General features: G+C 68.8%; 11 protein-coding genes. 10 read left to right on the forward strand and 1 reads right to left on the reverse strand.

Annotated elements, in window-relative coordinates:
* Positions 1-3: 3 nt before the first annotated feature.
* The 8 genes from AB8998_RS07135 (at position 4) to AB8998_RS07170 (ending at position 7,819) form a co-directional block, all read left to right on the forward strand.
* A complete protein-coding gene (locus tag AB8998_RS07135) occupies positions 4-1,578 on the forward strand; it encodes an AMP-binding protein (protein ID WP_369737220.1) in 1,575 nt (524 codons plus the stop codon).
* Positions 1,575-1,799 carry an acyl carrier protein gene (locus AB8998_RS07140; RefSeq protein WP_369737221.1) on the forward strand — a complete coding sequence of 75 codons (225 nt, stop codon included), beginning with the start codon at positions 1,575-1,577 and terminating at the stop codon, positions 1,797-1,799. Before AB8998_RS07135 ends, AB8998_RS07140 begins: the two co-directional genes overlap by 4 nt.
* Complete coding sequence (locus tag AB8998_RS07145; RefSeq protein ID WP_369737223.1) at positions 1,796-3,187, forward strand: flavin monoamine oxidase family protein; 1,392 nt, start codon at positions 1,796-1,798, stop codon at positions 3,185-3,187. Before AB8998_RS07140 ends, AB8998_RS07145 begins: the two co-directional genes overlap by 4 nt.
* Positions 3,184-4,677, forward strand: coding sequence for a KamA family radical SAM protein (locus AB8998_RS07150; protein WP_475582071.1), 1,494 nt, complete (start codon positions 3,184-3,186; stop codon positions 4,675-4,677). Before AB8998_RS07145 ends, AB8998_RS07150 begins: the two co-directional genes overlap by 4 nt.
* A 203-nt stretch (positions 4,678-4,880) precedes the next feature.
* A complete protein-coding gene (locus tag AB8998_RS07155) occupies positions 4,881-5,267 on the forward strand; it encodes a hypothetical protein (protein WP_369737224.1) in 387 nt (128 codons plus the stop codon).
* An 8-nt stretch (positions 5,268-5,275) separates the two neighbouring features.
* Positions 5,276-5,716, forward strand: coding sequence for a hypothetical protein (locus AB8998_RS07160; RefSeq protein ID WP_369737225.1), 441 nt, complete (start codon positions 5,276-5,278; stop codon positions 5,714-5,716).
* Positions 5,713-7,200: an endo-1,3-alpha-glucanase family glycosylhydrolase gene (locus AB8998_RS07165; protein WP_369737226.1), complete on the forward strand. Its 1,488-nt coding sequence runs from the start codon at positions 5,713-5,715 to the stop codon at positions 7,198-7,200. The genes AB8998_RS07160 and AB8998_RS07165 overlap by 4 nt, the downstream gene beginning before the upstream one ends.
* A 79-nt stretch (positions 7,201-7,279) precedes the next feature.
* Positions 7,280-7,819: a YdcF family protein gene (locus AB8998_RS07170; RefSeq protein WP_369737227.1), complete on the forward strand. Its 540-nt coding sequence runs from the start codon at positions 7,280-7,282 to the stop codon at positions 7,817-7,819.
* A 27-nt stretch (positions 7,820-7,846) separates the two neighbouring features.
* Here AB8998_RS07170 and AB8998_RS07175 read toward each other — a convergent pair whose 3' ends face one another.
* Positions 7,847-8,542, reverse strand: coding sequence for an acyltransferase (locus tag AB8998_RS07175; RefSeq protein ID WP_369737228.1), 696 nt, complete (start codon positions 8,540-8,542; stop codon positions 7,847-7,849).
* Positions 8,543-9,231: 689 nt separating this feature from the next.
* Here AB8998_RS07175 and gmd point away from each other — a divergent pair.
* Positions 9,232-10,254 carry a GDP-mannose 4,6-dehydratase gene (gene gmd, locus AB8998_RS07180; protein WP_369737229.1) on the forward strand — a complete coding sequence of 341 codons (1,023 nt, stop codon included), beginning with the start codon at positions 9,232-9,234 and terminating at the stop codon, positions 10,252-10,254.
* A gap of 6 nt (positions 10,255-10,260) precedes the next feature.
* Complete coding sequence (locus AB8998_RS07185) at positions 10,261-11,232, forward strand: GDP-L-fucose synthase family protein (protein WP_369737230.1); 972 nt, start codon at positions 10,261-10,263, stop codon at positions 11,230-11,232.
* Positions 11,233-11,395: the final 163 nt, after the last annotated feature.

Genomic DNA, 11,395 nt, shown 5'->3' on the forward strand with positions numbered 1-11,395 from the left:
ACCATGTCGCACAGTGCCTTTCCCGATACCGATATCGCCGTACCCGACGTCGATGTCGTGGCGGACGTGGTGGCGGACTTCCTCGCCGCGGCCCGCGATTGGCCGCATCGTCCCGCCGTCATGCACAACGGGACCACCACCACCTATCAGGACCTTGCCGAGCGGGTCCGCCTGACCGCCGCGGGCTACCGCGCCTGCCGCTCGCGCGCCGACGGGGCCGCCGAGCTGATCGGCGCGCTGGTCTCGCACACGCCCGCCGTGGTGGAGCACCTGCTCGGGATCCTGCAGGCCCGCGGCGCCTACTGCCCGATCGATGCCGCTCTGCCGTCGGGCCGCAAGGAGGCGCTCGCCGCGGCGCTGGGGCTCGACCGGCTGTTCGCGGTGGGCCCGGTCCCCGGCGACGTCGCGAACCTTCGGGTCGAAACACTCGACACCGGCGCGATGCCGGTGGATGCCGCTGTGCCGCAGCCCGTGTGGCGGCGGGACGATCCGGCATACGTGCTGTGCACGTCGGGCTCGACCGGGACGCCGAAGCCGGTGGTGGTCTCCCGGCATGCCCTGACCGTCACGGTGCGCGCGCTGCGAGACCTCTTCGGGCTGTCCCCCGAAGACCGCGTGCTGCAATTCGCCTCGCTCGGCTGGGACACCTGCCTGGAGGAGATTCTGCCCGCGCTGACCGCCGGCGCGACACTGGTTTTCGACGACGGCGCCCATGGCGGCTCGTTCCCGCGCTTCGTGCGCATGCTGGCGGAACGGGAAGTCAGCGTGCTCGACCTGCCCACGGCGTTCTGGCACGAACTGGTGCTCTTCCTGCACGAGGAGGGTGCTGCGCTGCCGCCCTGCGTCCGGCTGGTGGTGATCGGCGGTGAGCGGGTCGATCCCACCCGGCTGCGGCAGTGGCGCGCGCTTGACGCCGGACACATCAGATTGCTCAACACCTATGGGTGCACCGAGACGACGATGATCACCCACGCGGCACAGCTGGCCGGCCCCGGCGCCGAACCCGAAGTCGCGGCCGACGACGCCGAGGCGCCGCTGGGCCGCCCGCTCGCCCACGTGCGCGATCACGTCACCGAGGAGGGGGAGCTGCTGGTGGCGGGCCCCTCGCTGGCCACCGGCTACCGCGGGATGCCGGAACTCACGGCAAAGGGGTTCCCGGTCACCGATCACGGGTCCGGACCGGCGCGGTGGTTCCACACCGGCGATCTGGTCGTTCGGGGCGAACGCGGTTTGCTGTATTCCCGCGGCCGCGCGGATGAACAGGTGAAAGTCCTTGGCGTCCGGGTGCATCCGGCCGAGGTGGAGGCCCACCTCAACGCCCATCCCGCGGTCTCGGGTGCCGTCGTGCTGGGCGAGCGGATGCTCGGGCACACGACGCTGACGGCGTACGTCGCGCCGGCCGGGGAGGTCTCGCCGGCCGAGCTGAAGCGCTACCTGCGTGACCGCCTGCCCAGCCAATTCGTGCCCAGCCGAGTCAAATTCGTCGCCGCGTTGGCCCACACGCCGACGGGCAAAGTCGATCGGGCGGCAACGCGCCGTGCCGCAGCGGACTACAACAGCAAAGGAGCAGGCCAATGAGCGCCGACCACATCGTCGACATCTTCAGACGGGTCCTCGGCACGCCCGAGGTGAACGAGAGTTCGGACTTCTTCGAGCTCGGCGGCGATTCGCTGCTCGCGACGCGGGTGCTCAGCGCGATCGCCCGCGAATTCGGGACGGAGTTGATGTTCGAGGACTTCGTCGACGACCCAACGGCGGACGGGCTTTTCGCCAAAGTCGCAGGCGCAGCCGCGAAGTGAACGGCAACGGCATGCGCGTGGTCGTCGTGGGCGCCGGGCTGGCCGGGCTGACGGCCGCGGTCGACCTGGTGGCGGCGGGCGCGGATGTCACGGTGCTGGAGGCGCGCGACCGGGTCGGCGGCAGGATGCATGGCATCCCGGTGTCGGAGGACGCCTTCGCCGACGGCGGTGCCGCCTATCTCGGCGTGCGGCACACCGAACTGCTCGCGATGCTGCGGGAGAACGGGCTCGGGCTGGCATCGACGGGGATGGTGGGGGACAGCACCTTCCTGGTCGCGGATCGGCACACGACAACGGCGAGCCGGATGCCCCCGCTGGACGCGATCGCCCTCGGGGATCTCTTCGACCGGCTGGAGGAACTCGTCGAGCAGGTGGTGCCCGCCGCACCGTGGCTGAGCCCGCGCGCGGAGAGCCTGGACCGGCTGACCGCCGCCCGCTGGCTCGCCGACGAGGTCGGCCATCCGGACGCGCGGACCTTCTTCCCGCTGTTCATCGGCGAGATGATGGCGGCCGACCCGGCCGCGATCTCCGTGCTGCACATGGCGTTCTACCTGAGTTCGGGCGGCGGGATCCGTTACCTCAACGCGTTCCAGGGCGGGGCGCAGGAGTGGCGGATCGACGGTGGCTCGCACCAACTGTGCGAAGCGCTGGCCGCCCAGCTCGGCGATCGGGTGCGGCTGGGCGAGCCGGTGTACGCCATCGACCAGGAGGGGCCCGACACCGTTGTGGTGCAGTGCGGTTCGGCCGGCGACGGGACCCGGTCGCAGTACCGCGCCGACAGGGTCGTCGTCGCGATACCGCCGCTGCTGGCGCAGCGGATCGAGTTCCGCCCCGGCCTGCCGTCGCCGCGGGCGACAACGGTCACCGGCCGCGGCTGCGCGATCAAGGTGCATCTGAGCTACCCGGCTCCGCTGTGGCGCGAACAGGGGCTGTCCGGGTGGTCGGTCAGCACCCACGGGCCGCTGCTGTCCACGGTCGACGACTCGCCGCCGGACCAATCCGTGGGTGTGCTGACGGGATTCGTGACGGGCGCGGCCGCGTCGAGCTTCAGTGCGCTCTCGCCGGTCCAGCAGCGCGACGCGGCGCTCGAGCATGCCCGCCGGCTGTTCCCGCAGCTGCCGCCGCCGACGCGCTGCACAGTGACCGACTGGGTGGCCGAGGAATACAGCAGGGGATGTTATGCCGCCCTGTTCGGCCCCGGGGACTGGTTGAAGCTGGGGCCGACCCTGACGGCGCCCCACGGCCGCGTGCATTGGGCGGGCACCGAAACCAGCCTGGAGTTCTTCGGCCTGATGGAGGGCGCGATCAGGTCGGGACGCCGCGTCGCGAACGAATTGACCCACGGCGCCGAACCGGCGTCCGCCTCGCGAAAGGTGATGTCACTGTGACGAATATCCTCGAGACGACGAACCTCGTCGACACCACGCGTAGCGGGTTCAACGCCGCGATCGACCAGCCCTACGCCTATGCCCGCAAGCCGTTGTCCGAACCGGACTGGCGTCGGTACCCGGGCTGGGCGGCGGTGACCGACGCCGAGTGGCGCGACCCGCAATGGCAGCGGGCGCACTCCGTGAAGAACATCGACCAGTTGCGCGCGGTGGTCGGCGACCTCCTCGACGATCGGTTCTACGCCGACCTCGCCGCCGATCAACGGCAACGGGCCACCATGTCGATGCTGCTGCCGCCGCAGATGCTCAACACCATGGCACCGGAAACCGCGCCGGGACGCCACGGCCTGACCGAGGCGTTCTATGCCGACCCGATCCGGCGGTACATGCTGCCGCTGCTCAGCGACCGCGACGCGGAATGGGGCTCACACCCGCACGCGGAGCGGGATTCGTTGCACGAGAGCGACATGTGGGTCGTGGAGGGCTTGACCCATCGGTACCCCACCAAGGTGCTCGCCGAGCTGGTGTCGACCTGCCCGCAATATTGCGGCCACTGCACGCGGATGGATCTGGTCGGCAACTCCACGCCGACGGTACGCAAGACCAAGCTGACCCTGCAGCCGGCCGACCGGCAGGAACAGATGCTGGTATACCTGCGCGCCACCCCGACGGTGCGTGACGTCGTGGTGTCCGGCGGGGACGTGGGTAACGTCCCCTGGCCGCGGCTGGAGTCGTTCCTCGTACGGTTGCTCGAGATCGACACCGTCCGCGACATCCGCCTGGCGTCGAAGGCTCTTTCCGGCCTGCCGCAGCACTGGCTGCAACCGAGGGTGCTCGACGGCGTGTACCGCACCGCGCACGTCGCCGCCGCCCGCGGCGTCAACCTGGCGTTGCACACCCACATCAACCACGTCCAGTCGGTGACCCCCCTGGTGGCGGCGGCGGCGCGGGCGCTGCTCGACGCGGGCCTGCGCGACGTGCGCAACCAGGGCGTGTTGTTGCGCGGCGTCAACGCGACCGCGGCCGACCTGCTCGATCTGTGCTTCGCGCTGCAGGGCGAGGCGAACATCCTGCCGTACTACTTCTACATGTGCGACATGATCCCCAACGCCGAGCACTGGCGGATTCCGCTGTGGGAAGCCCAGCAGTTGCAGTCGGAGATCATGGGCTACCTGCCGGGCTTCGCCACGCCGCGACTGGTCTGCGACGTTCCCTACGTCGGCAAGCGATGGGTCCATCAGGTCATCTACTACGACCGCATCCGCGGCATCTCGCACTGGAGCAAGAACTACCGCACCGGACTGGACGGATCGGATATCGACGCGCTGAACCGGGTGTACCCGTATTACGACCCCATCAGCAGCCTGCCGTCCTCCGGGCAGGCCTGGTGGCGGAAGCTCTGCAACCGCAGCCCCGAACCGGCCGTCGCACCCGGCTACGAGCAGTACCTGATTCCCGACGGCGCCGCGCTGGCCGGCCGCTGGATGTGATCAGTCCCTCGAGATGGGTTGGAACACAGTGGGGGCAGGCTTGTTCGTGCCAGGTTCGCCGTCGTCGCCGATCGGGTGGTGAAGGCGAAAACGCGTCGGGCTGCGTCGCCGGTGAGAGCGCCCGGTCGAATGCGGCGGCGGGAGACGGCCCCGGTAGCTGCAGGTCCTGCACCGTTCGCGCCGCTTGGGCTACTGTCGATCGCGTGGTGACGACGCAGGGCACGCAGGTGCGCGAACTCGCGTGGACGGTGGTGGGGGCATCGGCCGGAAGCCTCGCGCGCTACTGGGTCGCCCAGCTGTGGCCGGGCCGCATGCTTGAGGCGATGCTCGGCCTCACCGCGGCCGCGGCCTGCGTCGCGGGCTTCGCCCTGCTCGCACCGCTGCGGGCCGCCGTGCGCACGGTGCTGCTGGCCGCCGGCGGGGCCGCGGCCAGCATCAGCACCATGGCGACGCTGGTCGCGTCGGCAACACCCGTGCACTCGATGCTCGTGCTCGCCGGCTTCTTCGGCTGTGCGGTGGCCGGCGTGCTGGTGGGCATGCTGGCGGTACCGTCCGTCCCGCCCACCGTGCAACGCGATGAACGACTCTGAGAGCCGCTGTGGACGCGATCCTGTTCGCCTCCGGCTCGGCAGTCGGGGCGGTGTTGGCGTGGTTGGTGGTCCGCGGTGGGCCGAGCCGTTCAACGGTGCTGGCGCTCAACGGAATCGCGTGTGGGCTGTTCGGCGCACTGGGATCGGCGAGTTTGGGTGCCAACATGCCCGCGGTTGAATTCGGCTTCGGCCTCTTGGGCACGGCGGCGCCACTGACGTTGTGCCTGAATCGGTCGGTCATCGGGAGCGTGGGAATCCCCGCCACGGTCCGCCACCTCGCCGTCGGCCTCGCGTTCGCCCTGGTGTCCGGCATCGGCTGTGCCACAGTGGGGTTCGTGGCGGTGCACGGCGTGCGCCAGATCTCCGGCAAGGAACGTCGCGGCATCCACGTGGGCTGTCCGTCCACCGTGTCGCCGGAGTCGGTCCGCATCTCCACCGCAGTCTCATGAGATCGACGTCGTTCCGCCGCTTGGCCGCCTGGACCTGCCTGCTGTTGCTGGCCGTCGTCCTGGCGTTGCCGTGGGCACCTCCGCCCCGGTGCGCCGAGCGGATGCCCGCGCAGCCGGGCGCCTCCACGCCGTATCTGCCCTTCGACATGGACGAGGCCCCCACGCAGCGCAAGGTCTTCGCCCACTACATGCCGAATCTGCCGATCTCGATCGACAACAAGAACGGGGACGAAGACTATTACGCCCAGCAGTACCTGGCGGTCAACGGCGAGAACGGCGTACACGCCGCCTACGGCGGACTGCTGCGGGACAGGCCGCTGCCCCGGGCGCACAGTTCCAACCCCGACTGGCGGGTGGCCGACCTGGAAGCCGAGATCGGGCAAGCCAAGAGCGTGGGCATCGACGGGTTCGCGGTAGACGTGCTCGCGCCCCGCAGCGCGTCCGATGACGTCGACCGACTGCTGCGCGCGACCGAGGCGATGGGAAATTTCACGGTCCTGATCACCGCCGACATCTCGAGCCCGCTGGGGGCGATGGCCCCGGCCGACTTCGCGGCGGACATCGCGCCGTACCTGACCGCACCGGGGGCCTTCCACCTGTCCGACGGCCGGGCCGTCCTGGGCGCCTTCGCCGCCGAGCGGCAGTCGACGGAGTGGTGGGTGAGCGTCATCAGCACCCTGCGCGACAAATCCAACGTCGATGTCGCCTTCGTCCCGACCTTCCTCGACGTGGCCGACAACCTGGAGCGATTCGCCGGCTTCAGCTATGGATTCAGCGAGTGGGGGGGACGAAGCCCCAACGCCATGGCGGTCCAGGACAGCGGCCACGGCTCCCCGGTGGATGTCATCCGGCGCGCGCATCAGCTCGGCAAGCTATGGATGCAGCCGGTGCCCTTCCAGGACAATCGGCCGCGCAGCGGCATTTTCGTGGAGTCGGCCAACGGCGTGACTAACCGCCTGGCGTGGCAACTCGCCGAGCAACAGCATGCCGAGTGGGTGCAGTTGCTCACCTGGAACGACTACGTGGAGACGACCGCGATGGCGCCGTCGGTCGCCCACGGCTGGCGCATCCTGGACATGAACGCCTACGACATCGCGTGTTTCAAGTTCGGTGGGCCTCCGCGCATCGTGCGCAACGCGCTGTATCTGTCGTACCGGGCTCAACCGTTCGGCGCGCTGCCGGTGTACCCGGAATCCTCCCTGATGCACCTGCTGCCGACCAGCGTGCCGGCCCGCGACATGATCGAAGTTGTGGCGTTCGCGACGGGGCCGTCGCGCGTCGTCATCAAAACCGGCCCGCACGAGTACTCGTGCGACGTCCCCGAGGGCCGGGGAATCTGCACCTTCCCGTTGAGCCTCGGGCCGATCGCGGCCGAGATGTGGCGCGACGGCGCGGTGGTCGCCACGGCGCGGTCCAACGCCGACGTCACCAACACGCCCTATGTGCAAGACCTTCAGTACCGCGTGGTGGGGGGTCTGCGGTAGATTGCCGAACCCTGGCCGCGCGGGGATCCGCGCCAAACGGGTGCGAGCGGCCGGGCGCGCCGCGCGCCGGTCCGCGGCCGTGCTCGCCGTGCTGGCCCCGGTGCTGGTGGCGGTGAACGGTGTATGCGGCTACCTCGTTTTCGCCAGAGCCGCAGACAGCGTCGTGTCGCACGTGGATGCCGTGGTCGTGCTGGGCGGCGAGCACGACGGTCGGGAGGGCTACGGTGTGGCGTTGGCGCGGCAGGGGCTTGCCCCCACCGTGGTGCTGTCGAACCCCTACCCGGCCACGGACCGCGTGATGAGCCGGATCTGTTCCGGGCAGCACGGCGCGGTGCGGGTGATCTGCCCGCGGCCCGAGCCGCCGACGACCCGCGGGGAGGCCATGATGACGCGACGTCTGGCGCTCGAGCACCACTGGAAACAGGTCATGGTCGTCACGTGGCGCTACCATCTGCCCCGGGCGCGTCTGTTGTTCTGCCAATGTTTGTGCGCGAGTGGGGTTTCGGTAACGGCCAAGGCCGTGCCCCGCCAGTACGTGCTGCCCGTGTGGTACTGGGAGTACATCTATCTCTACCAGTTCGCGGGCATCGCGAAGGCGCTCCTCGTCGGTCACTGCTAGAGCGGCGGACCAGCAGCCGGGCGGGGCCTAACGCCGGCCCGACAGCTCGCCCAACGCGTCGCTGTCGACGACGAACCGTGTGTCGTGGTCGAGGTCCTCGGGCAGGATTCCCATGGGCTCGTCGACGATGTGGCCCCCCATGACATAGGTGTCCCGCGAAAACCATTCGCCCTGCGTGCCGCGCTTCCATACGGCCGGGGAACCGGCGTAGAGGCCTTTCCTGCCGTCCGCGCCGCCGCCGCGCATCAGCGTGGAGTTGGCCCCCAGCAGCGACTCGTCCGGCAGTGCGGCACCCTTGAGCAGCACGGCGCGGCTGCCCACCAGCGAGTGGTGGCCGACCGTGATGCGTCCCACCGACTGTTGGTCGGTCGCGAAGTCCGGCTCGTGCGTCTGCATCAGGCACCTGTTTCCGCCGACCATGCAGAACGCTCTGAGGACGATGGTTCCCGAGCAGTCGAGATAGTTGCGGCTGCCGATCTTGGCGCAGGTTCCCATGAACAGGGTGCCGGCCTGACTGTCGTAGTCCCGATAGATCGGATGCGCGGAGACCCAGTTCCACGACTCGATGATGACGTGGTTGCTGAGCCGTACGTGGCGCATCCGCCGGAAGACGTTGAAGGGGCCGATCCGCACATCATGGTCGATTTCGAACTTCTCCACACCCACAACGAGGTTCGGGCCGATGTGCGAGGACGGGTGGATGTCGTGACCGAACAGTCTCAACAGCCGATTCTTCAGCCGCGAGGCGGGCAACAGCCAGCAGAACGCTTCGATGAGGACTCTCATTGCAAGCGGCCCCCGGCGTCCGGGGCGAAGGCTCGCGGGGGAAGGTGAAACAGGTCGAGACTCATCAACGGCCCTTTCGTGTCGGGATTCTGCACGCCGGCGGGTGGGTGACACAGGTGGAGTCGCGGATGCGTGGCTCGCAATCCGCCCGGCAGTCCACACCCGGCCCAAGAGCCGCCCCCGGCGATGGAATCCCCCTCGACGGTTCGGGCTCCCGTCGCCGGTCGCCCCGCCACGAGGCCGCATCGCTGCAAGTCGTCGTGACGGACCTGCCGGGCCTGTCCGGGGTCTTCGTGCCCGTCGCACTCACCATGCCTAAATACTACAAGCCCGCGATTAGCGTTGCAGCCATTCTTAAAGTATGTAATATGACCAAGGTGAGGGCGATCGGTTTCGACTTCTGTCGTTTCGATCGGCACGACGAGGGGGCGAACGGTGCGGTGCGGTGTCAGTCGCGGTGATGCGTGGTCAGCCGGTGGCGCCGGCTACGGCCCGAACGGCATCGCCCGCGCCGCGGCGCGGGCAGGCCGGGTTTCGTGCCGACGGGCCCGGGTGCAGCGGCGCGGAGCCGCGAACCGGGCACCGGCCGCACCACTTTGACAGGCTCGGCTGAAAAGGACGCATGGATGAAAAAGGCTTTGATCACCGGTATCACTGGTCAGGACGGCTCGTACCTGGCCGAGTTGCTGTTGCGCAAGGGGTACGAAGTACACGGGTTCATCCGGCGTGCCTCCACCTTCAACACGTCGCGTATCGAGCACCTCTACGTCGACCCCCACGACCCCGACGCCCGGCTGTTCCTGCACTACGGTGACCTGTCGGACGGCTCGCGACTGGTGACCCTGCTCTCGAAGATCGATCCCGACGAGGTCTACAACCTCGCGGCACAGTCCCACGTCCGGGTCAGCTTCGACGAACCCGAACACACCGGCAACACGACCGGCCTGGGGTCGATCCGCCTTCTGGAGGCCGTGCGCATCGGGAAGGTCAACTGCAGGTTCTACCAGGCATCGAGCTCGGAGATGTTCGGCGCGTCGCCCCCGCCGCAGAATGAGGAGACCGCGTTCTACCCGCGTTCTCCCTACGGTGCGGCGAAGGTGTACGCCTACTGGATAGCGCGAAACTACCGCGAGGCGTACGGCATGTACGTGGTCAACGGGATTCTGTTCAACCACGAGTCCCCCCGGCGCGGCGAGACATTCGTGACCCGCAAGATCAGCCGTGCCGCGGCACGCATCAAGGCGGGACTCGACCAGCACCTCTACCTGGGCAACCTGGACGCGGTCCGCGACTGGGGCTACGCGCCGGAGTACGTGGAGGGCATGTGGCGGATGCTGCAGGCCGACGAGCCCGAAGACTACGTGCTGGCCACCGGAGCGGCGTTCACGGTTCGCGACTTCGTGGAAGCGGCGTTCAATCACGTGGACCTGGACTGGAGGGAACACGTCCGCTTCGACCAGCGCTATCTGCGCCCCACGGAGGTCGACGCCCTGATCGGCGACGCGAGCAAGGCCGAGCGGCTGGTGGGATGGCGCGCATCGGTGCGGGCGCCGGAGCTGGCGCGAATCATGGTCGATGCGGACATCGCAGCCCTGAAAGAAGCGGGCAGCCCCGGGATCGACACACCGATGCTGCCGGTTTGGAGCTGAGTCACCTTGGAATACAAGCGCTTTTCGCCAGGCCCTGTGGACCGCCACGCGCCGGTGTACGTGGCGGGCCATCGCGGGATGGTGGGTTCCGCGATCTGCCGGCAGCTGTCGGCGCGCGGCTTCACCAACGTCCTCACGCGCACGCACGAGGAACTCGACCTCACGGATCGGCACGCGACCTTCTCGTTCTTCGAGCAGGCGCGGCCGCAGGTGGTCGTGCTGGCGGCGGCCCGGGTCGGCGGCATCCTGGCCAACAGCACCTTCCCGGTCGACTTCATCTCGGACAACCTGCAGATCCAGGTCAACGTCCTCGACGCGGCTCTGGGCCAGCGGGTGGAGCGCCTGTTGTTCCTCGGATCCTCTTGCATCTACCCGAAATTCGCTCCCCAGCCGATCGCCGAGGATTCGCTGCTCACCGGCGCGCTCGAACCGACCAATGACGCCTACGCCATCGCGAAGATCGCCGGGATCATCCAGGTGCAGTCCGTGCGTCGCCAGTACGGGCTGCCGTGGATCTCGGCCATGCCGACGAACCTCTACGGTCCGCACGACAACTTCTCGGAGACCACCTCGCACGTGCTGCCGGCGCTGGTTCGCCGGTACGACGAGGCCAAGGCCGCCGGTCAGGCGACGGTGACCAACTGGGGTAGCGGTGCACCGCGACGCGAGTTTCTGCACGTGGACGACATGGCCTCGGCCTGCCTGCACCTGCTGGAAAACTACGACGGGCCAAGCCAGGTCAACGTCGGCACCGGCACGGATCACACGATTCGCGAGGTCGCCCAGATTGTCGCCGACGCGGTCGGCTACACCGGCGAGACCCGATGGGACACCGGCAAACCTGACGGGACGCCTCGAAAGCTGTTGGATGTCAGCCGCTTACGGGCCACCGGCTGGACGGCTCAGATCCCCCTGGAGCGGGGAATCGCCGAGACCGTCGACTGGTACCGCAACCATCACCTGTCTGCGAGGGTCTAGCGTGGCCGGCCGAGCGCTGCTCGTCGCGGCCGCCGTCGCAGAGACAGACCAGACCATCACACCGCACGGCCATTCGGCGGCGGACACACAGCGGAGCGGCGGTCCCCTCGGGCGGCGACCGAACGTGCCGGGATATCCCAAAACAGCCATCCGGGTCTCGGCT

This window comes from Mycobacterium sp. HUMS_12744610, from assembly GCF_041206865.1.
Classification (GTDB): domain Bacteria; phylum Actinomycetota; class Actinomycetes; order Mycobacteriales; family Mycobacteriaceae; genus Mycobacterium; species Mycobacterium servetii.